Genomic DNA, 23,065 nt, shown 5'->3' on the forward strand with positions numbered 1-23,065 from the left:
CGATCTATGGAGGTAACTCGACTCAGTCCATCAGAAATATCAAAGCTTCCCGATAGTCCGGGGGTATACCGGTATTTCAACGACGAGAGTACTTTAATCTATGTGGGAAAAGCCAAAAGTCTAAGGAAAAGGGTTGGGAGTTACTTCAACAAGAATCAAGGGGTAAATCGCAAAACGAAAAAGCTCGTAAGTGAAATAAAGGCTATCGAAGTCACGCTAGTCAACTCCGAATTCGATGCGCTATTGCTTGAAAACAATTTGATCAAGCAAAATCAGCCGAAGTACAATATTCTGCTGAAAGACGATAAGACCTTCCCCTATATCTGCGTTTCGAATGAGCGTTTCCCCAGAGTTTATAGTACTAGAAAACTGATTCATGCCAATGGCACTTATTTTGGCCCCTATGCCAATGTGAAGGTGATGAATAACGTTTTGAAGCTCATTAACACCCTTTTTACTTTACGAACTTGTCGTTACGATCTTTCAGAAGAAAATATCAATAAAGGAAAGTTCAAGGTATGCCTGGAATATCACATCGGTAATTGTAAAGGACCCTGCGAAGGCCTTCAAACCGAAGAAGACTATCTGAAGGATATAGATCAGGCCAAGAATATCCTAAAGGGTAACTTGTCGATACCCAAGAATTACTTCAAGGAAAGAATGGTTGAAGCCTCCTCAGGCCTAGAGTTTGAACAAGCTCAGCGTTTCAAAGAAAAGCTTGATATGGTGGATAAATTCCAGTCAAAATCGATCGTTGTCAGTCCGAAAATTGCCGATTTAGATGTCTTCACCGTAATCTCAGATGAGAAGTATGCTTTTGTTAACTATTTGAGGATTAAAAATGGGACTATTAACCTTTCACAAACCTCGGAAGTAAGGAAAAAACTCAATGAAGCTGATGAAGAAATATTAATGTTGCTACTGGTTCAGTTAAGAGACCAATATCAGAGTAGCGCCAAGGAAGTTTTAGTGAATAAACCAGTAGCTTTTGAATCAGAAAATTTTAAGACTATACAACCGCAGATTGGGGATAAAAGAAAATTGATTGACCTATCTCTCAAGAATGCATTATTCGCTAAAAAGGAAAAGTATGCGTCTTTAGAAAATGTAAAGGATAAAGGAAATCGCGTTTTAAGACAGTTACAGAGCGACCTCCAGTTAAAAGAGCTTCCTACGCATATAGAGTGTTTTGACAACTCAAATATTCAAGGCACTAACCCAGTAGCCTCGATGGTATGCTTCAAAATGGGTCGGCCTTCAAAAAAAGATTATCGCCATTATAAAATCAAAACAGTCGTTGGACCAGATGATTTTGGTTCGATGAAAGAAGTGGTAGGGAGGCGTTATAAACGATTGGTAGAAGAGAGTGCACCTCTTCCAAAGCTCATTGTTGTAGATGGTGGTAAAGGGCAACTAAATGCTGCATGCGATGCGCTGGTTGAACTTAATTTGTACGGGAAAATACCGATTATTGGAATCGCTAAACGACTTGAAGAACTCTACTTCCCAGGTGACCAATTCCCTCTACACATTGACAAGAAATCTGAAGCCTTAAGACTAATTCAAAGGCTTCGAGACGAAGCACACCGCTTTGCGATTAATTTCCATAGAGATTTAAGAAGTAAAAATAGTTTTCAATTTGAACTAGAAAATGTGAAGGGACTCGGTCGTGTAACAGTGGACAAATTGCTGAAAGAATTCCGAACCATGAGCAAGATAGAAGCGGCGAGTGAAGAAGAGTTAATCTCAATTGTAGGCGAAGCCAGAGCTCGGCTGATTCAAAACTTTTTCCAACAAAAGTAGGCATCAAAAAAGCCTCGATTAATCGAGGCTTTTTTCGTTTTATATATCGTTTTGGTGAGTGTTAATACTCCCAAAGATTATGCATTTTCTCGAGCAATTCGTTTCTCTTTTTCCGAGCTAACTCAATGATTGAGTAATCATACTCAGCTTTACCATAAAGCGTCTGAATATTACTGTCGTCTGGATTTTGAAACTTAGTGATATAACTACTAAACAACCTTAAATCGAAAGCATGAGAAAAGTTAATCTCTTTGTTTCTCGGGTTCCTAGGGTTATACCAATAGCCTTTATTCTTATTGCTCTCTGCAAAAACTTTCTCCACATAATTGGCAAAGTCTTCGTACTTCACACGAACAATTTCTCGTTCTGTTCCATCCGCAGATGCAGTAGAGGGCGCTATTAAGGTTATTGAAACAATATCCCATTTAGCCACAGACTCATTTCTATCGAAAATTAAATCTTCCTCAATCAAAAGCACATTAAGATTCCCTTTAACAGCAGGATCTAAAGATTTTGCAGCAGAAGTTGAAGCATATTCTAAATCAATAATTGAATCCAAACGCGCATTTGTATAGTTCTGATAAATGCCACCATCTCGAAGTTTCAATGCCGTTCTAGCTCTAGGTCTCTGCGACTCATCGTAGTTACCTTGTTGCGTTGAGTAATCCGACATTCCTTTGTTGAAATCTTCTTCCAACATAATTGCGTCATCTTCAAAGACAGGAAAGCCATTCTCCATTGTCTGATAAGGCGTTATGCCGACTACCTGATCAAGTGCTTCATTTTTAGCAGTATAGTATTCTTTGATACCGTTAATAAGGATTTGAGTAATTCTTGAATCTTTAGCATCCCAAGGCTGATTCATTTTCTCACTAAAATTCAGCTTAGACCATAGTCTGATACTGAACATCACATCCTCATCTCTGATTGGGCGAACAGAAAAGTCATTATGAATTTTACGCGCACTATTTAAACCTGCTACTTTCGTAGTGCTTTCTAGCGTTCGTAAAAATTTTGCTGGATCAATACCTGTACCTTCCTCTTCTTGTGCTAAAACAGAAACGGATAAAACCAACAATAATAAACAGCTTAACTTTCTCCACATAATCTTTTATTCTAGTTTATCGCCATACCAATCTTACCTACAAAAGGAACAGGAATTTGCTCTTGTTTGTAGTTCACTCTTACGATCTCTTCAATCACTACAACTAACTGCTGCCCTGATTTCATTCTTGACCTTATTTGTGCTAAATCAACACTCGGCGTTAATCCGTTAATTTCTAAAAGTGCAACTCTATTCTTTCCAGAGGTAATTGTTACTTGTCCTTTGGTAACAAAAAAGTTAGCATCATCAGGATATCTTTCTGCAAAGCCTGCATCTGGATTTAAACGCAAATCTAAAGTCGAAGGGAAGTTATCTAAACCCGCATTCGGATTATAGGCATTACCATCCACATATACCTCAAATACTGGAAGTGGTACACTTCTAGCTTCAAACTCTCTTGAATCGATATATTGACCTCCACTGGAAACATCTATCTTCACAGCTCTATTTGTTGGAAATACTGAAACCTGTCCCTTTTGAGATCCTAGCTCTACAGTTCCACCAGAAATTTTCAATGAAGGTTGGTAAGCGGGCCCTAATGCAGGTACATTAATATTTAAATCATTTCTGCAATTCAAGTATAGAATATCAACTGATTGTGAACGAATGTCAATGACAGGTCTTGCCACATAATATTCGTGCGTCGTCGTTCTTGTGATTTCTGCACCTGTACCATCTTCAGCAGTAATCTCTACTTCGAACGACTTCTTGGCTAAACCATTAGCATCGTAGTCAGAAAGTGCTGCTGATGCCTTAACAGTATATAAACCTCTACCATTCTCTACATCAATCTCTTGTCCATTGATCTTCACCGTTGGACTCAATTGCGAATTACCTAAGGTTAAGAAAGCTTGCGCATTAAAATCCAAACCTGCTGTAACAATATTAGACTCTGAAAGCACAATAGCTTGCGCATAGTCAATACCTACAAACTGGCGCTCAAGGCGATCTTCTGGCTTTATTTCCGTGTTTGCGGAACCATTAGCAGAACCACTTGGCGTACTTTGAGGCGTCTGAGACACATTATCGTTAGAGGCCTGAGCTGTTGGCTGAGCGCTTGGTGTTGCCGGAGCGGCTGATAAGCCACCTAGCGAACGTATACTACTCGGGTCAACAGCAACTGCCGTGCCTATCAAAGATTTCAACTTATTCAGCGCTACCGCTTCTTTACTATAAATCTGATTCTTATAGAAAGTCAATTGCGCTAAAACAGCTGCCAAAGGAGCCTTGTAGAAATTGAACTCAGAAAAACCTTTTTTCTTTTCTTCTTGGTTATCCTCGTAAAACTTAATGCCATTGGCATCTAAAGCAATACTCTTCATCCATTCAGGCGTCATCCCTCCTTTTCCAAGATTATCAATCGAAGAATTTACTTGAACCGGGAAAGCATCCAAAACAACTTTTAAAGAATCACCAAAGTGTCTTTCATAAAGGTAGTTAGATGGCTCTTCGGTTTTCTTCAGAGTAGATCGTTTGTAAACTTTCGCAGTATCTCCACCACTAGCCACAGCGCCTACATTCATTTTCATGTCCTCTATGTAAGCTATTACACCTCTTGTGTAGTCTCTAATATTCTCCGCTGTCTTCTGTACAGCAATATCACCTGGTTTATCACCTTGGTTGGTAACATCAGCTTGAATACCTGTGAGAATCGTTTCATTGTAATCTAAAAGAGAAGAGTTTGATACTTCCAAACCACTTTCCATTAATACAAACTTCTCAAGAACGGAGTCCTTGATCTGCAACGCAAGAAGAGCTGTCAGCACGAGATACATCATGCCTATCATCTTCTGCCTTGGGGTTTCCTTACCTCCTGCCATAATACTTTTGCTTAGGAGTTAGTTTGTTTCATTGCAGATAACATAGCGCCATATACCTTATTTAAGGAAGTGACGTTAGTATTCAGTTTAGCCATTTGGCCTTGTAATTCTTCTGTTTGTTTTGCTGTATTCATGGCTCCTTTAATCATAGTTTCCATGTTAGACAGATAGCCTTTCATATACTTGGCTACTGATTCTGTATCAGCTAATTCTGATTTGTAGGCTCCACTCAGGGCTTGAAGCTGCGTAGCGGCCTCCTTTAACTGAACTTGGTAAGCTTCAGTTGCACCTTTAAGTTGTGCTTGGTTATTTCCAGAACCTTTTACTGTTGTGGCTACTTCACTAAAAGCAGTTGCTGCTTGTGCTGTAGAGGCATCAATTTTTGCTAATGAAGCTGCCGCAGTTTTTGCATTTTTTGCGTATTCATCTGTGGCAACAGATGCGCTAGTCATGTTGGCCATTTGCTTAGCATTAGTTGCTAAATTGTCCATACCTGCTTTTAAGTTTTGCAAGCCTTCCTTATTGAAAGCTGCTTCTTTAAGCACTTTTTGGAAGGATACGTCATCCTTATTTCCTTGGCCATTGCTTGATCCATCTTTTGAGTGATCATACAAAAGCTTAGTATAGTCTGTTCCTTTTGGTTCGAAAGCAGAGAAAGCAAAAATTAAGGCTTCAACACTTAGTCCAGTTACAAGCATAACGGTAGCACCATTCCAGCCTTCTAACTTAAACATAGCCCCAATAATTACTACAGACGCTCCTAGTCCATAGATCTTGGGCATTACATTGCCATAAAATTTGTTTACGATATTACTAGCCATTTTTTATTCAGTTAGGTTGAGTATAAATTGTATTAGGTGAAATTCTTTATTGTCCTAGGTAGTCCATTGCACATCTAAAACCGATGGAAGCAGAAGCTACATCACGGTATTCAAAAGATCTTGTACCCGTTTGTAGGTAGTATGAAACGTCGTTCCAAGCTCCGCCTCTAACTACTTTCTTTCCGTAGTGAGGGTTATCAGCTTGCGTATCCGGGTCGTACAAGAACATTGGGTTCAAATCCCAAACCAAGGGGTTGTAAACTGGCGAAAAATCATCTCTACACCATTCTGCCACATTCCCTGCCATGTTAAACAAGTTAAATGGGTTTGGTAAGAAAGCATTTACTGGAGCCGTATACTGATATCCATCATCAGCATAAGCACCTCTACCAGGTTTGAAGTTTGCTAAAAAGCATCCATCCTTATTTCTAGTGTAAGGGTTACCCCAAGGGTATTTTACTATTTCTCTTCCTCCTTTAGCTGCCCATTCCCATTCGGCTTCTGTTGGCATTCTAAATTGAGGGTATCTGGTTTCGATTGGGGATGTATCCACGAAGGTACTTGCTTCAGCACCAGAATTGGCGGCTGTTCCAGCAGGTCCTACAGGAGTAGCACCCAGTACAGGCCCAATATCAGCCGCAGCATCTGCAGATTTGTTTCTTCCGCCAAATAAACCTCCGCCACTTCGGCCTTCATATTTGGCTTGCTGACCATTATTTAACCAAATGGTTCTCCATTCTGCGAACTTCTCCGCAGCATCATAGCTTACACCAACTACAGGATAGTTGTCAAAAGAAACATGTTCGTTATAATATTGCACCATACGATCTGCATAGTGATAAGTGAATTCTTCTTCCCAAACTTTAGGGTTTGGTAATACTGACGCAATCATTGTAGCGTCCCAGTATCTATCTCCATTCTGCGCTAATTCAGAAATATGATAAAGGAATTGGCGGTATTCATTATTGGTAATCTCTTCGGCATCCATAAAGAATGGACTTACCGTGATTTGCCTGTTGAAATTGATTTGTGAGGCAGCAACATCTTCGTCGGCTTGACCCATATAGAAAGTACCGCCCGAAATAGGCACCATTCCGTAAGGAAGTTCTTGGTACCAACCATCTCGATCGAGTACGCCTAGTAGCTGACCATCTTCGATAAGTTTAGATTCCTTACCACCGCCTGCTAAAAAGCCATCGAACATACTACAACTGACTCCGGAGCCAAGTAATAGTACAATCATAAGACCCAGTAACGTCTTTCTCATCATTTCAGTTTTTATAGTTTTCTCGGTAATAAGTATTAACTCCTCAAACCGAAAATTAGTATTTTATTGTTCTTCTACTGTATCACAGTCCAAGTTAATCTCCTCTTAACTGTTCAACAGATCATTCTGTTTAGTAACGGTATCTTGGTGTTCTTATGATATTCCTTCCAAGATTTCTTATTCTATTTTTTGACTTAAACGTGTAAATGAGCATGATCTCTTGCGAGGTAGGCTCTTTACTAGCTGCTTGTGTCAATACTACATCGACTGCGTATGCCAACGATAAACTTCTGTCTTTTAGTATTTTATATCCAATCATTGCCGAAGCAGATTCCGATTGCCTATAAGAAACACCTCCCCATAATTGGTCTCTAAAGCGCCCGATTACGCTTAAGTCCCAGTTATATGCATCAAAACCTATTGATCTTATTAATAAGGTTGGGGTTATCGTGAGCTCAGGGGTCAAAACATAGTCATACCCTGCGGTCAAATAATAATGTCGAAGTAATTGATTGGCTATTTGATCCTGACCGAAGTCGAATTCGGGTTGAATTAAATGATTTGTACTGAAACCACCAAAAAAATTTCCATTTCTATAAAGTACGCCTAATCCAATATCTGGTCTTATTTGCGATTCTTTTCCAGTTAAATTGACTAACCCATCTCTTGGATCTACCACTACAACTTGGTCAAAGTCGATGGCACTGGAGAACATACCTACCTTAACACCAACGCTTAAGGATGCATTATTAGGTAGTTCTAAGAAATATGAGCCTGAAACTTGAAATTCAAAATTGGTAGAAGGACCTAGGTTATCGTTAACTACATGAAAGCCCAAACCACCATTCCAAAATTTGGAAGTAGTGTTGTAACTCACCATTTGAGTAGTAGGTGCACCGCCGTCGTTTATAGTACCTTCATAACCAAACCACTGCGACCTATGAATGGCCGTCAACGTGTTTCCGTTTGATAAACCAGCAAAAGCAGGATTGTAATAAAGGGAATTAAACATGTACTGAGTAAACTGAGCGTCTTGCTGAGCCCGCAATCCAAAATGACAGCACGCCAAAAGTATGGTCAGTACAAAGGTTCTAGTCATAAAGTGATAACGCGAAATCTTTCCCATTTATTTAATTTCCACGAACATATTACAACAGAACTCGCAATAGCCCTTAGAGGTTGCGACAATTCTATAGTTTATTCGCTTTCTTAATATACAGTTCTAAAGCCCCTGTCATAGAAGGTGCGTTAGGTTGTGGCGCCTCAATATCCAAAATTAACCCAGCATCCCTAGCAGCTTTTGCCGTTGTAGGACCGAAAACGGCCATTCTGGTGTCATTTTGTTTATAATCTTCAAAGTTCACAAATAGTGAGTTTATACCACTTGGACTGTAGAACGCTATAATATCATAATAAACATCATCCAAATCAGAAAGATCGCTCGCAACAGTCTCATAGATGACCGCTTCTGAGAATTGGTATCCGCTGTCCGCTAAGAATTTTGGAATATCGTTCTTACGAATGTTAGAACAAGGGAATAAATACTTCTCGTTCTTATGCTTCTTCAAAATCTCAATTAGATCTTGAGCAGTTCTAGAGCCCGTAAAGATTTTTCTCTTCCTAACAACTATGTATTTCTGAAGATAATTAGCTGTTTGTTCTGAAATACAGAAGTATTTCATATCTGCAGGTACATCAACCTTTAAGTCTTGGCAAATAGCGAAGAAATGATCGACAGCATTTCTACTGGTAAAAATTATCGCTGTGTGCTTTAAGATATCAACTTTCTGCTTTCTAAAATCTTTAGCTGAAATTGGGTCAACTTGAATGAAAGGCCTAAAATCAACCTTGATTCCGTATTTCCTTGCTAATGTATAATATGGTGATTTTGGATCAGACGGCTTTGGTTGCGAAACAAGCAAACTCTTGACTTCTTTAAGCCTCTCCTCATTGATGCTATTAGACATATACTTCCCTACTTTAAACCCGATTTGGCTAGTTAAACAGTAATTTAATTCCAATTACAGTGGGCAAAATTTCTGTGGTGCAAAGGTAAGAAAATATATATAAATTACTATATATTTTGAGTTGCGACAGCTTGAAAAATATGTTTAACAACCTGTATAGCAAATAGATGAGAATACTCATCATCAGTATGCCGATCAGGTTCGTAGGAAAGTAGTAGTTGCTGTAAGTGGTAATGGCACATATGCCTACTAGAAAGAGTATAAAGCAATTATTGAGTCCTTGAACTTCCTGAAAATGTCTACTTGTACTGAGCGGAAGGCCAAATAACCCCCCAAACCCTGATAGAAAGAGGAATTTCAGCAGAAAAAACAGTTGGACAGTGATGGTCAAAAGTAACCAGATCAGTACACCTGCGCCGAAGTTCTTAGGCACTGCCCATTCCATAAACTCAGGCAAGCCTGTGGAAAACATGAGCATATTCAAGCCTACATAACTGATTGATGCGGATAGCAATAGGGTGAAATAGAAATTCTCGGTGCTAAAAAGTCTAATGTTTGAACCGAAGTCTTCTTTGATCTTGAAGTGGCCAAATTTTGAGAAGTTATAAACCGCACTAAACATTTTCGGAAACACAATCCTAGAAACGGCAAAAGTCGACAGCATAATCACTGATATTGTGATTGAGATGTTTCTAAATAAAAATTGAGAACTTTCTGTGAGTGTTTCCATGCTAAAAGCGAGTGGTATACCCGAAATGTATTTTTGATTGATTGAAGTTTAGTCCACCCGTACTTTCAGAGGTGCCCAAAGCATAGACAAAGTTAAATATTCCATTCCCAGTAGAAAAATTAATTCCGGCACCGATACCTAAAATAAACTCTTCACCACTTAAACCAACTTCTTCAAAATCTCCTTTTATATAGCCAAAATCTGAGAATAATGAGAGATAAGAAGTCTCATCGAAGAAAACTCTTGATTCTAACGTAGAAAAAGCAAAGGATGTGGCAAAGAAGAAGTTCTCACTAAACCCTCTTATTGTATTCAGTCCACCTAAGCGATATGCATCATTTCTAAAAAGCCGATCATTTGAAAGCACTCCGGCTTGCAGTGAACTATAGAAAATGTGTTTCGGGTTAAATGCGAGGTAATGATCGGCACTTAGGTCGTATTGATATTGCAGCGTTTTCAAATCAACTCCTCGGTAAAGCTCAGTGGGTAAATCTGCGTTTTGGCGAATGGTTTTATTACCAACAGATGCGGAAAGCTCTAGTTTAAAACCATTCTTGGGCAGAAAGACATCATCTAGATAGTCTAAACCAAAACTTAAACCATACCGGCCTAAAGAAAAATCAACGATATCAGGAAGGCTGTTAGCGTTTTCAAACTGACTTGTTGCTAAAAGATCTGTCGCCCGAAAATTCGTAAAGAAGCTGAGTTTACCATGTATGCTCAAATCATAAGAAAAGTCTACCTGAAAATCTCGTCTTGTGAATGTGGTGTCTTGCTTCAAAAACTCAAAATCTACATCAACAGACAAAGGGCTCCTCAGCGCATTCGGGTGAAAGTAATTCATCCGCAACGATTGTGTTTCTTCACTCAACCGTCTCCAATGCAAGCCTATTTTCTTCCCTGTAGCAAATGGATTATACAATTCTAAATCGAATTGACCGGTAATTAACAGGCCATTATCACGACTTGTATTTGGTAAAAAACCAATAATGCCATCTATCGTATTGATTGGCCTTTTTTCTAATGACAGGGTCACTTTTGCCTCACTATTCTGAAAAGTAAGTGACGGACTTTTTACCAATCTCAGGTAAGGTAGCCGGCTGAGCTTCTGAACCACACCATCGATTATATTTTGATTGTATTCTGCACCAAGGCTTATGCCCAAATAGCTAGTGACAAATCGTGATTTCAGCACTTGTTCGCCCAGCACTTCTACTGAATCGAACTTAATTAACGGGCCGAGCTCCAATTTTAATGAGGCACTAAGTTGGTTCTCAACTATCTTCAAAGAGTCATATGAAACGGCAGCAAAAGGGTACCCATTTTCTTCTGCATAAGATAATATGCCATTTTCTATGCGTGCTATTTGGTTATAATCTACCCTGCTATTTTTGAAGCGCTTCTCCCTGTAACTCGTTTTTCTAATAATGCCTTTCTCTATGTTATCGGCCGAAAGAATGAGCCACTGAAAAGGACTCCCTGGCGCAACCGCAATTCGCATTTGGTTTTCAACCAGGTCTATTTCAGTAATAGTGGCTAAAAGATAACCATCGTTATGTAACTGATTAATTAAGGATTGCGCGGTTTGAATGGCAGCGAGAGAATCTACTGCCTTTCGCTCATATCGATATTTACTTATTACCGATTTTGATTCTTCGCTGGATTCTATGGTAAGGGATATGCTTTTTTGGGCGTGCGTTTCATGTACCCAAAATAAATTGACTATTAAAAAAAGAAATAAGCCTTTTATCAGTCTTATCATAGACGAGCAATCTTCTAATTTTTGGTGTCGATAATTGATATAAATACTACGTATCTAGCCAGCTATAGCCTACATGGCCAGCTCGTTTTATTATGGCTTCATCTAAATGATTAAAAAGTTTATGAAAACGCTTGAACCACTTATCTTGCGAATACCACACAGTGGTTAAAATAACGAAACTTTGGCCGGATTATATATCCACATTCCCTACTGTAAGAAAGCCTGTCACTATTGCGACTTTCATTTCACTCAATCTTTAAAACAGATTAATGATATGGTGGACGCTATTTGCCTAGAGTTAGAAATGCAAAAGGATTTTCTAGGTAACGATACCGTCTATACCATTTATTTTGGAGGTGGTACACCTTCTTTGCTGGAAGAAGAACATTTGAGAAAAATAATGCGTGTTATTCAACATGTATATAGTCTATCGAGTAATCCTGAAGTAACGCTTGAGGGCAATCCGGATGATTTAACAGCAGAGAAGTTACAAATCTTCTTCAGTGAAGGCATTAATAGGCTCAGTATTGGGGTTCAGTCATTTAATGATGAAAAATTAAAGTGGATGAACCGTCAGCATTCGCAAATGCAAGCCATAGATACTTTTCATAATGCTCGTCAAATTGGTTTTGAAAACATAAGCTTAGACTTAATTTATGCGCTGCCGTATAAGAATCACGATCTATGGCAATCGGACTTAAAGCAAATTTTAGCGCTCAGGCCTGAACACATTTCCTCTTATTGCTTGACTATTGAACCCAAAACCGCTTTTGGCAACTGGCTTCAGAAAGGAAAAATAAAACCGATTGATGAAGACTTTGCTGCAGAGCAATTTGAAATACTCCTAGATACGCTTACTAAAAAGGGCTATGATCAATATGAGATTTCAAACTTTGCCTTACCTGGCTATGAATCGCAACACAATAGCGCCTACTGGAAAGATGAAAAATACTTAGGAATTGGGCCATCGGCGCATTCATATAATGGGAAATTTAGGAAGGCTAATGTTTCTAATAACGCTAAATATTTGAAAGGCTTAGCAGAGAAGAAAATACCCTTCGAAATCATAACCCTTTCTCCTGAAGATCAGGTAAACGAGTATTTGCTTACCTCTTTACGCACTAAATGGGGTTGCGACCTTAACCTTCTAAAGGCTAAATATGAGGTGGACTTATTGCATGTTCACAAAGCTTATCTTAACAAACTAGCACGCCAAGATTTCGTTTTTGAAGATGAGGGTTTCCTGATTTTAACTAATAGCGGAAAGTTGTTAGCGGACAAAATCGCTTCAGACCTATTTATTTAGGCTTAGCATTCTTTTTTGACCTAATCTGATCTACCATTTCTTGAAAATCAGCCTCGGTGTAATTCGGGAAATATTCATCGAATATTTCTTTCACAAATTCAATCTTTACCCCTCCTGTTAAATACTTTTCGAGTAAAGCCATCTCAACTTCTTTAATTTTCTTTGGTCCCAGCTCTTCATTAATCATCACAATGGCTTCTGACGATTCTTTCCAGACTCTTCTTAATTCTCCCGTTCTATCTCGGGCAAAGTTTTTGAATTTGTAAAAATGAAACCTGTTTTGCGCAGCTAGAATGGCCCCTTGTCCTTTGGTTCGGTCTAAGTCATTTGGTATAATGTTATAATTGAGTGCTAACTCAGTCATAAGCCTTTCGGTATATTCTAATTTCTTTATTTCAACATAAAGCTCTGATAGTTTTGTATAAAGCTCGAAGGTAACGATGTCCGTGCCCTTCTGGTTTAAGGCATATTCAATGATTTTGAAATTGTATTGTGGCTCGATATATCGCCAATCGTAGTAAGTAGCGACTTCTTTAGCCCGAAAAAGTGAGTCCCACTCTTTTACCTTTTCACCTTGAAAATCAGCAAATCGTTGAAAGCCCGTTCTAAATTCTTCTAGCTCTAGCTTTAGCCCAACCAGAACTTTCTCTTTCTCTTTATCAATCTTGGTGTTTTCAGCATAGCCTTGGAACAAGAAGGCCAGATAAACGCCTATAAAAACTATTAGTAGTTCAAGTGTTAACCACTTTGCCTTATCACCAATTTTAAAGAGTTTTCGAATAAACATGGGCTTATACTTTAGGATAAATATTGACTAAATTCCACCTAAAGGCAAATACCTCCTGCCGAATCAGTAATTTTAACGACTGAATATACATTTCAATGAAACAAAAGCCAGTGTACAGATATAGAAAGAGTGAACCTGAAACGGTTGGTAACGCTATTTCCGAAATGCTAAAGGCTTTTAAAATAGACGGCAAGTTTTACGAAACCGATCTGGTAAATTCTTGGGAAAGGGTAATGGGAAAAGCTATCGCCAACCGCACGAGCAAGCTTTATATTCGCAACAAGAAACTCTTCGTTCACATTTCATCGGCCCCATTGAAGCACGAGCTGAGTATGTCTAGGGAAAAAATATTGGTTTTGCTTACTAAGGAATTTGGTCAGCAAATTGTCAATGAGGTGATTATTAAATAGTATTTGAGGAAATCTAAAAGAGGGCCCCGAACATAGTCGAAAGCCCTCTTCATGCGTAAAGCATCTGATTTAGTATGTGTTATTTTTTCTTTATTTCCTGATTCAAATCTTTGTCTTTATAGCTTTCAGGAAGTTTGGTTACACTAATAATATTCTCTTTTGTAAGGTACTTATTGGCCATGGCTACAATCGCTTCTTTCGTAATGGCGTCGGCTCTTTCGTTACCCTTTAAAATCGATTCGAAGTCCACATCATCTTTTAAATACGATGTCATAATGGATGACCAATATCTATTCTGCTTGATCGATTCATCGTAATTCTGTTTTCTAGAAGTAACGATTTTCTGCACATCCTCGTCGGTAAAATCACCATTCTTGATCTTTTCCAGTTCCTTGAGTGCGGCTTGTGTCAATGCTTCTACATTTTCAGGCTTACAAGGGAATGAAATTTGAAAAGCAAACTGCGGCTTTGGCCTTGAGGTTGGTGAAGCATTTGCTCCTGCGCCATAAACTCCTCCCATTTCTTCTCTGAGGGTTTCTATCATTTTGTTTGTCAAAATTCCGGCAATTGCACTCATCAGTCCATTGTTTTCAAGACTATATTCATAATCTCCTGATAAGACAATAGTCACTTGACTTTTCTCATCAACACCTACATAGACGTTCTCTGAGATTTCTCCTTTTCGGAAGTTCAGACCAACATCTTTGTAAGATTCTTTAGAGTTTTTGGATGGAAGACTTGCAATATATTGCTCTACAAGTGGTCTGAACTTATCCATTTCAAGGTTACCTACAAAAACGAATTTAAAGTCGCTTGCATCGGCAAACCTTTCTTTATAAATGGCTACCGCTCTTTCCATATTTATCTCGTCAAGTTTCTCGGTGGTAGGAAATGCAATCCAAGGATTGTCCTCACCCATCATAATCTTTTGCATTTCAATCTGGAATTGAAAATCGGGGCTAGAAGTAACATTGGCATATAGATTCTTTGTTCTACTCAACCAGCTATTAAACGCCTTTTCGTCTGTTCTCGGCGAAGTAAGCTTAACATGGAGCAATTGCATAAATGTTTCTAAGTCCTTCTTACTTGACAATCCAGAGATACTCTCCTCATAGATGCCAATTCCTGTATTGACGGAGGCCGTTTTGCCCGTCATAAACTTCCTTAAATCTATTGAGTTAAATTGACCATAACCCATTTCTCTGATTGCTTGGTCGGCCATTTGGGCCGACATTAAATCCTCTGGACTGTAGAGTGAGCCTCCACCAAAGCTGTAAGCATTCAAAATGATTTCATCATTCTTAAAATCTGTTGGTTTTAAGAAAAGACTTACCCCGTTAGACAAAGTCATTTCGGTAATTCCTGTAGTCGGATTGGTAGATTCGGATACGATGCTTCCTGCTTTCGGCATTGACTCCAATAGACTAGCTGCTATTTCCTCTTCTACGTAAGGTTGAATAGATTGATCAGACTTAGCATTGTCTAAAATTCCCAAAAGCTCAGCTTCCGTAGGAATCTGATCGGCATCATCGGACTTCGCATTAATTTCAATGGTACGGTTGGTAGTAGTAATCCAATCTTTTACAAAACCGTTTATTTCTTCAATTTGAATGGTTGGCAATACTGCATTTAAATTGTCTAACCTTTGCTGCGGATTTTGTAAAGAACCGCCATTGAGGAAGTGGTTTAAGTATCCACCTACCAATCTACTGGATTGCGTCTTATTGGCTTCTTTTACTCCTCTTTCATAGCCATTGCGGTAAAGAGCCATTGATCTTTCCAATTCCGCTTTTGTAAACCCGTACCTTCTTACGCGCTCATTGGCCGAAACAGCAGCTTTTAGCCCTTCTTTAAACTTATCGTCTTTTACATTTACATAGATGGAATATGCTGACTTATCTCTCCCTAAAGTTCCTCCATAGTTACTAAAGCTAAACTGAAAAGGAGGGTTTTCAGACTGTACAAGCTCATTCAATCTTTGATTAATCATTGTGCCATAAAGGCCTCGCATTACCGATTTACGGAAACTTTCCAGCGTGTTTTCAGACTTTACTGTTCCTGGTGTTATAAATTCAACACTTATGGTATTGCCTGTGGCTTCGTCGTCACTTGCAACCGCGATTCTTGTTCCTTCAAAATCATTTCTTGAATAGTACTTTCTCTCCCTAGCGTTTTCTGGGGACTTCATTTGGCCAAAAAGAGCTGTGATTTTTTTCTCCATTTCAGTAGCATCGAAATCACCTACTGCTATAAGTGCCATTAAATCTGGTCGGTACCAGTCTTTATAAAACCTTTTGGCAGCTTCATATTTAAAATTCTCTAGAACCTCTGGTTTACCGATTGGTAACCTTTCGGCATAACGAGATCCTGCTAGTGTAATAGGCCAAACCTGTTGTCTCATTCGCTCACTTGCGCCAAGTCTCAAACGCCATTCTTCCATTACCACGCCTCTTTCTTTGTCAATCTCTTCGTTATCGAAAGTAGCTTGATAGGCCCAATCGCTTAATACTGTAAGTGCTTTGTCTAGGTTTCCTTCATCTTCTGTGGGAATTGGTAGGAAATAGACTGTTTCATCAAAACTCGTGTAGGCATTTAAGTCACCGCCGAACTCTAAACCCATTTTCTGTAAGAAATCTATCAACTCATTTTTCTGGAAGTTCTTTGTTCCATTAAAAAGCATGTGTTCGGTAAAGTGTGCTAACCCTTGTTGATCATCATCTTCCAGGATTGATCCTGCTTTAATCGCCAAGCGAAATTCGACTCGCTTTTCAGGCAGTGCGTTTTCTTTTAAGTAGTAGGTGAAGCCATTGCTTAGCTTACCAATTTTTACTGATGTGTCTATCGGCAGTTCTTGGTACCCAAAAACTGGCGCTGGTGCTAATAACACCAACGCCATCAGTATGATCATGTATCTTTTTGTGCTGTTCATTTGTATCGATTTTCAATTTCGGTAGATAAACTTATGGCATAGAATGGTATAAGCAAAATTTAATCTACTTAATTCATGTTATTTTAATAAAATACAAGATTCTAGTGTGTTGTTCTGCGCATAAAGCGCTTCTGAAAGAGAAGAATTGTTAATACTCCACAAAAAATTGCAACGTCTGCGATATTGAAAATAGGTAAAAGTGCCATTTTACTTCCTCCCCATATGGGCACCCAGTCGGCAACATAGCCTTCCCAAAAGTTTAAGTAGAGCATGTCTATTACTTGACCGTGAAACCATGGGGTAATCACATCATACGGGGCGTTGTCTAAGAGTACCCCATAAAATATACTATCAATTAAGTTACCGACAGCACCACCAAGAATGGCGGCAATACTCCATAGAAGCCCAGCGTGGTAATTCTTTTTAGAGAGGTAATAGAGAATATAGCCTATCACTATCATGGCAAGCAATCTAAAGATGGTCAGGCTTAGTTTGCCATATTCAAAGCCAAAGCGTAAACCGAAGGCCATTCCTCTGTTTAGAATATAGTGGAGCTTAAACCAATTGCCGAAAACACTGATTTCTCCGGCAGAACCCATAGCCATATTAAAATGCACAAGAAGTTTAACCACTTGATCAATGATTATGACTCCGAGCGCAAACAGGAAATATCTTAAAAGCTTCAAATTGAGTTTATCTCACAGAAATATAGAGATTTAGTGTCCATTCATCAATTTCCACGGTCTGGACATTCTCTATTTCGTCCACTATTTCGAGCGATATGGCTTGTGTTTCCTCACATACATATGCCGAGTTAGCTTCTAATGCAGCATTAATTAATGCCTCGTTCTTAACTACTTTGATGTCAATCTTATCTTGAACGTCTAAGCCCATATCCTTTCTAAGGTTCTGAACTCTGTTAACCAAATCTCTGGCAATTCCTTCCTGTCGAAGCTCTTCAGTAATGGTCATATCTAAGGCTACAGTTGTTTTACCTTCGGTAGCTACTGCCCAACCTGGGATATCCTCACTGCTGATTTCAACATCCTCTAGAGACAACTGAATCGTTTCACCATTTATAGTTAAGTCGAATTGATTATCTCTTTCAATGGCAGAGATTTCTTCTTGACCCCATTGATTTACAGCACCCGCGATGAATTTCACTTTTGGACCGAACTTTTGACCTAGGGCTCTAAAGTTTGGCTTTATTTTCTTCACTAAAATGCCAGAAGTATCATCCAAAAAGTCGACTGTCTTAATGTTTACTTCAGACTTGATAAGATCGGCTACTGCTTCTACATAATGCCTTGTTTTATCATCTAAAACGGGGATCATGATTTTTGATAGCGGCTGCCTCACTTTGATCTTTTCTTTTTTACGCAAAGAATGCGTTAAAGAAGATATAGTCTGCGCTAACGACATTTGCTGCTCTAAATCCGTATCAATGCAAGCATCATCGGCTTGAGGGAAATCCGTTAAGTGAACTGATTCTCCTTGATCTAACCCTGTAACTGCATTAAGGTCTTGATAGAGCTTCTCCATATAGAATGGCGCTATTGGGGCACCAATCTTGGCGATTGTCATCAGACAGGTATAAAGCGTTTGATAAGCCGCTCTTTTATCTTCGTTGTATTCGCCTTTCCAGAAACGTTTCCTGTTTAAGCGTACATACCAGTTACTCATTTCATCGGCCACAAAGTCCATGATCATACGAGAAGCGCGTGTTGGTTCGTACTCGTCATATGCCTGATCTACCGATTTAATCAATGTGTTCAATCTAGAAAGTATCCATTTATCACTTTCTGGCCTTTGATTTAATGGAACAACACCTTCCTTAAAGGTAAATCCATCAAGATTGGCGTAAAGTGCAAAGAAGTTATAGGTATTATAAAGCGTTCCGAAGAACCTTCTTTGTACTTCTCCTACACCTTCGATATTGAATTTTAAGTTGTCCCATGGGTTTGCGTTGGATATCATATACCAACGGGTAGCATCTGGACCGTATTCTCCAATCGTTTTAAACGGATCGACGGCATTGCCTAAGCGTTTAGACATCTTGTTGCCACTCTTATCGAGTACTAATCCATTGGCAATAACATTTTTAAAGGCCACTTTATCGTGAAGCATTACACCAAGGGTGTGTAGTGTAAAGAACCATCCTCTAGTTTGATCTACACCTTCTGCAATAAAGTCTGCCGGAAAACTCTTTTTAAAGACATCGTCGTTTTCGAAAGGATAGTGCCATTGTGCATAAGGCATAGCCCCTGAATCGAACCAAACATCAATTAGGTCTAGTTCACGCTTCATTTTTTGGCCAGAATCACTCACCAAAATGATATCATCAACGTAAGGTCTATGTAAATCGAAGTCATCACCAATTTGCTCGGTCATAAAACCAGCATCTACCGATTTCTGTACTTCAGTTTTTAGCTCAGCGATAGATCCTATGCATTTCTGTTCTTTTCTATCTTCTGAAACCCAAATTGGTAGTGGTGTCCCCCAATATCTTGACCTGCTCAGGTTCCAGTCTACTAAGTTTTCCAACCAGTTTCCAAAACGACCTTCTCCAGTTGAAGCTGGTTTCCAATTGATGGTCTTGTTCAATTCTACCAAACGGTCTTTATAGGCCGTAGTTTTAATAAACCAAGAATCTAAAGGGTAATAGAGTATCGGTTTATCTGTTCGCCAACAGTGCGGATATGAATGCTCGTATTTTTCTACTTTAAATGCTCTATTCTCTTCTTTTAGCTTGATAGAAATAAGGACATCTAGCGACTTTTCTGGTGCTTCTTCGGCTTTATAGTACTGGTTTTTCACGTACATGCCGGCGAAATCCGTAATCTCTTTTACATACCGTCCTTGTTTGTCCACGATCGGCACGTCATTGCCTTCTTCATCTTTGACAAATACGCCGGGCAGGTTGTATTGTACAGAAGTTTTAAAGTCATCGGCTCCAAAAGTCTTAGAGATATGCACGATGCCTGTACCATCTTCAGTGGTGACAAAATCACCGATTACAACGGTAAAGGCAGGTTTTTCCAGCGGGATATATGGCATCAATTGCTCATAATCCATGCCTTCCATATCTCTTCCTTTAAAGCTATCAACCACTTCAAAAGGAATCAGTTTATCACCAGGTTTGTAGTCTTCTAGCTTAATGTCTTTCGCCTTATCACTGAAATAAGAGCTCATTCTATCCTTGGCCAAAATCACATTGATAGGCTCAAAGGTGTATTGGTTGAAGGTTTTAACTTTTACATAGTTAATTCCCGCGCCTACGGCCAAACCGTTATTTGCGGGTAATGTCCAAGGTGTTGTGGTCCATGCTAAGATAAAGTCATTGTCAGTTCCTGTTACTTTGAACTGCGCCACCATTGAGGTGTCTTTTATGTCTTGATAGGTTCCGGGCTGGTTAAGTTCGTGCGAGCTTAACCCTGTACCAGCAGCAGGTGAGTATGGCTGAATGGTATAACCTTTATAAATCAAGTCTTTATCGTAAAGCTGCTTTAGCATGCTCCAAACAGACTCTATGTATTCTTTCTCGAAAGTGATGTATGGGTTTTCAAGGTCTACCCAGTAACCCATTTTCTCTGTTAAATCATCCCAAACGCTTTTGAAACGCATAACCGTTTCACGACACTTTTGATTGTATTCGTCTACAGATACCTTTTTACCGATATCTTCTTTTTTAATCCCTAATTCCTTTTCTACCTGAAGTTCTACTGGAAGGCCATGCGTATCCCAACCACCTTTTCTTTTTACTTGAAAGCCTTTTTGGGTTTTGTATCGGCAAAAAATGTCTTTTACCGTTCTTGCCATTACGTGGTGAATACCAGGCATTCCATTAGCCGATGGTGGGCCTTCAAAAAAAGTAAAGGTTGGGTTGCCTTCTTTTTCAGAAACAGACTTTTCAAAGATTCCGTTGTCTTTCCAGAATTGAAGCATGTCTTCTCCAACCTTGGCAAATTCGGGTTTCTTATACTCGTTGTACTTAGTCACTTTAACTCCTTTTCTATGGTAATTACTTGTCGGTAGAACCTACAAATGGATCGTTTTCTTTAATCAATAGATTTTGTGTGTCAATTTCTTCATCTTCATCTTCAATGTAGAACTCATAATGCTCAATCAATGGATGAATTTTTTGGTTCCTTTTACCACTATCGAAAACCATAAGTAGCGCTGGAAGCAATGTCAAATTAGTGATCATGGCGAAAAACAGCGTGAGCGAGGTTAATAAACCTAGGGCGACTGTTCCTCCAAAATCTGAAAACACAAAAATTATAAAACCGAAAAACAGGATGATAGAAGTATATAACATACTTGACCCTGTTTCTTTAATACTATTACTAATGGCTACCGGCACAAAGAAATTCTTTGCAAATAGCTCTTGTCTATATTTAGCCAAAAAGTGTATGGAGTCATCTACCGAAATTCCAAAGGCTATACTGAATATAAGCGCTGTACTTGGCTTTAGCGGAATGCCAAAGAAGCCCATAATTCCCGCTGTCATAATTAATGGTATAAAATTCGGGATCAGAGAAATGATAATCATTCTGATGTTGGCGAAGAGTATGGCCATAATTACCGCGATAATCGCAAAGGCCAACAGCAATGAAAAACGAAGATTCTCTATTAAAAACTGGTTCCCTTTTACGAATAATAAGGTAGACCCAGTAACTGCCGTATCTACACTTTCATCGTCGAATACCTTGTCAATCTCTGGCTGAACTACATTGGTGATCAACGAGTCCATTTTCTTAGAACCGATATCCGCGATTTTTAAAGAAACTCGCATCACTTGACCTGTAGAATCAACAAATGAATTTAAAAAGTCTGATTCATCCGATCGATTACTCAGGTAGCTAAGAATCACATTCCGATCACTTGGGCTCGGGAGGCCATAAAATCTTTCATTCCCATTATAAAAAGCTTGCCGCACTGCTTTGGCAAAGGATACAATGGAGATCGGCGATGAGATATTCTCCAATGGTTCAAGCGCCTTTTCTAACCGATCTACTTTTCGAAGGTTTCTAGCATTTATCGTCGATTTGGGTTTACCAAAGTCAATGATGATCTCTAATGGCATCACTCCGCTAAAATTGTCTTCGAAGAAGTATAAGTCTTGTTTTAAGGTAGATTGTTCAGGAATATCATCCACCATATAGGCTACTGAATACAGCTTTGTGAGTCCGAAAATGGCTACACCAAGAATTACGGCTGTTACGGCAAAAACTCTATACCTATGCCTATGGACAATTGAATCTAACAGGCCTAAGAACTTACCGACTGCCTTGAATTCTAAATGTTGTAAATGCTTTTTCTTCGGGCTCGGTAGATAAGATAGTATCCCTGGAATTAAAATTATACTGACAATAAAAGTGGCCAGAATATTGATTCCCGCCACTAAGCCGAACTCTTTGAGCAACTTTATATCCGTAGTTATTAAAACTAAAAAGCCTATGGCCGTAGTGAAATTGGTAATGAATGTAACCATCCCAATTTTTCGAACCATTCTGCTTAAAGCCTTTGGCTTATTGCCATGCCTCGCAAATTCTTGATGATACTTATTAATAAGGTATACTCCATTTGGTATACCAATGACGACTATAATGGATGGGATCAGCCCCATCAGAATAGTAATATTATAATTAAAGAGCCCAATAGTTCCCAATACCCAAACTACCACCACACTAATGACGATGAGTGGTACGAATACCGATGTCCAAGATCTAAAGAATAGAAACAAGATAATCGCCGTAATACTTAACGAAAGCACAATGAAGAGTCTTAGCTCTTTGTCCGTCTTTTGCTGCATTATCGTTCTCACGAATGGCATACCTGAGTAGTGCAATTCAATACCTGTTTCGGCAACAAATTCTTCGCCTAATGCTTTAATATCATTAACTAGGTCGTTTCTGCCTTTAGAATTAAGCACTTCTCGCTCCATATTAACTAGAATGAGCGTTGCACCGTTTTCAGGATTGAGCAATTGGCCTGTGTAAAGCTTTAGTTTTACGGCCTCTTCAAGCACTTTGTCTAGTTCTTCTTGCGTCTGAGGGGTGTCCTCCATTAAGGGCTGAAGATCGAAACTCCTATTGTCTCGGTTTTTGACAATCCGCTGTAGTGATGCAAGGGAAATCACATTACTGATCCCTTCTAAATTGGTGATAGTTTCGTTAAGTGCATTATACTTCTGAAAGTTCTCTAGTTCGTAGAGCGAACTATCCTTTGCACCGAGTACGAGTATATTCCCATCTTCCCCAAACTTCTCTTTAAAGCTTTGAAAGTACTTGAAGTTTTCATCGGTAGAAGGAACGGCCGTATTGAAGTTAAACGCCATCTTGACATCCCTTGCCTG

16 protein-coding genes are annotated in these 23,065 nt (G+C 39.1%); 3 read left to right on the plus strand and 13 right to left on the minus strand.

Going from position 1 to position 23,065, the window contains the following annotated elements; all coding sequences use genetic code 11:
- Positions 1-6 precede the first annotated feature (6 nt).
- Complete coding sequence (uvrC, locus tag JXQ92_RS02415; RefSeq protein WP_421984981.1) at positions 7-1,803, plus strand: excinuclease ABC subunit UvrC; 1,797 nt, start codon at positions 7-9, stop codon at positions 1,801-1,803.
- 61 nt (positions 1,804-1,864) lie between these two features.
- Here uvrC and JXQ92_RS02420 read toward each other — a convergent pair whose 3' ends face one another.
- The 8 genes from JXQ92_RS02420 to JXQ92_RS02455 all read right to left on the minus strand — a co-directional run bounded on the left by JXQ92_RS02420 (position 1,865) and on the right by JXQ92_RS02455 (position 11,275).
- Positions 1,865-2,908 carry a hypothetical protein gene (locus JXQ92_RS02420; protein WP_421984982.1) on the minus strand — a complete coding sequence of 348 codons (1,044 nt, stop codon included), beginning with the start codon at positions 2,906-2,908 and terminating at the stop codon, positions 1,865-1,867.
- Positions 2,909-2,919: 11 nt separating this feature from the next.
- Positions 2,920-4,728 (minus strand): hypothetical protein, encoded by a 1,809-nt coding sequence (locus JXQ92_RS02425; RefSeq protein ID WP_421984983.1) that lies wholly within the window; start codon positions 4,726-4,728, stop codon positions 2,920-2,922.
- Positions 4,729-4,739: 11 nt separating this feature from the next.
- On the minus strand, positions 4,740-5,549 hold the full coding sequence (gldL, locus tag JXQ92_RS02430; protein WP_421984984.1) for a gliding motility protein GldL: 810 nt from the start codon (positions 5,547-5,549) through the stop codon (positions 4,740-4,742).
- A 46-nt stretch (positions 5,550-5,595) separates the two neighbouring features.
- On the minus strand, positions 5,596-6,816 hold the full coding sequence (locus JXQ92_RS02435; RefSeq protein WP_421984985.1) for an SUMF1/EgtB/PvdO family nonheme iron enzyme: 1,221 nt from the start codon (positions 6,814-6,816) through the stop codon (positions 5,596-5,598).
- Positions 6,817-6,946: 130 nt separating this feature from the next.
- Entirely contained in the window at positions 6,947-7,942 is a 996-nt protein-coding gene (locus JXQ92_RS02440; RefSeq protein WP_421984986.1) for a type IX secretion system membrane protein PorP/SprF, read from the minus strand.
- A gap of 64 nt (positions 7,943-8,006) precedes the next feature.
- Positions 8,007-8,783, minus strand: coding sequence for a uroporphyrinogen-III synthase (locus JXQ92_RS02445; protein ID WP_421984987.1), 777 nt, complete (start codon positions 8,781-8,783; stop codon positions 8,007-8,009).
- Between the two features lie 28 nt (positions 8,784-8,811).
- A complete protein-coding gene (locus JXQ92_RS02450; RefSeq protein ID WP_421984988.1) occupies positions 8,812-9,513 on the minus strand; it encodes a DUF4271 domain-containing protein in 702 nt (233 codons plus the stop codon).
- 1 nt (position 9,514) lies between these two features.
- Positions 9,515-11,275, minus strand: coding sequence for a ShlB/FhaC/HecB family hemolysin secretion/activation protein (locus tag JXQ92_RS02455; protein ID WP_421984989.1), 1,761 nt, complete (start codon positions 11,273-11,275; stop codon positions 9,515-9,517).
- Positions 11,276-11,456: 181 nt separating this feature from the next.
- Here JXQ92_RS02455 and hemW point away from each other — a divergent pair, with 181 nt between their 5' ends.
- A complete protein-coding gene (hemW, locus tag JXQ92_RS02460; protein WP_421984990.1) occupies positions 11,457-12,581 on the plus strand; it encodes a radical SAM family heme chaperone HemW in 1,125 nt (374 codons plus the stop codon).
- Here the strand turns inward: hemW and JXQ92_RS02465 are convergent.
- Positions 12,574-13,368, minus strand: a complete 795-nt coding sequence (locus JXQ92_RS02465) for a hypothetical protein (protein ID WP_421984991.1) — start codon at positions 13,366-13,368, stop codon at positions 12,574-12,576. The two genes, hemW and JXQ92_RS02465, sit on opposite strands and share 8 nt — an antisense overlap.
- A gap of 95 nt (positions 13,369-13,463) precedes the next feature.
- On the opposite strand from JXQ92_RS02465, the gene JXQ92_RS02470 reads away from it, so the two are divergent.
- Entirely contained in the window at positions 13,464-13,778 is a 315-nt protein-coding gene (locus tag JXQ92_RS02470; RefSeq protein ID WP_421984992.1) for a DUF721 domain-containing protein, read from the plus strand.
- Between the two features lie 79 nt (positions 13,779-13,857).
- Here the strand turns inward: JXQ92_RS02470 and JXQ92_RS02475 are convergent, their stop codons facing one another.
- From JXQ92_RS02475 to JXQ92_RS02490, 4 genes are all read right to left on the minus strand, one after another.
- Complete coding sequence (locus JXQ92_RS02475) at positions 13,858-16,707, minus strand: M16 family metallopeptidase (protein WP_421984993.1); 2,850 nt, start codon at positions 16,705-16,707, stop codon at positions 13,858-13,860.
- Between the two features lie 101 nt (positions 16,708-16,808).
- Positions 16,809-17,393 carry a lipoprotein signal peptidase gene (locus JXQ92_RS02480; RefSeq protein ID WP_421984994.1) on the minus strand — a complete coding sequence of 195 codons (585 nt, stop codon included), beginning with the start codon at positions 17,391-17,393 and terminating at the stop codon, positions 16,809-16,811.
- 7 nt (positions 17,394-17,400) lie between these two features.
- Positions 17,401-20,652: an isoleucine--tRNA ligase gene (gene ileS, locus JXQ92_RS02485; RefSeq protein ID WP_421985391.1), complete on the minus strand. Its 3,252-nt coding sequence runs from the start codon at positions 20,650-20,652 to the stop codon at positions 17,401-17,403.
- Between the two features lie 76 nt (positions 20,653-20,728).
- Positions 20,729-23,047: an efflux RND transporter permease subunit gene (locus tag JXQ92_RS02490; protein ID WP_421984995.1), complete on the minus strand. Its 2,319-nt coding sequence runs from the start codon at positions 23,045-23,047 to the stop codon at positions 20,729-20,731.
- Positions 23,048-23,065: the final 18 nt, after the last annotated feature.

Origin of the sequence: Roseivirga sp. (assembly GCF_049099775.1) — a bacterium.
Classification (GTDB): Bacteria; Bacteroidota; Bacteroidia; order Cytophagales; family Cyclobacteriaceae; genus Roseivirga.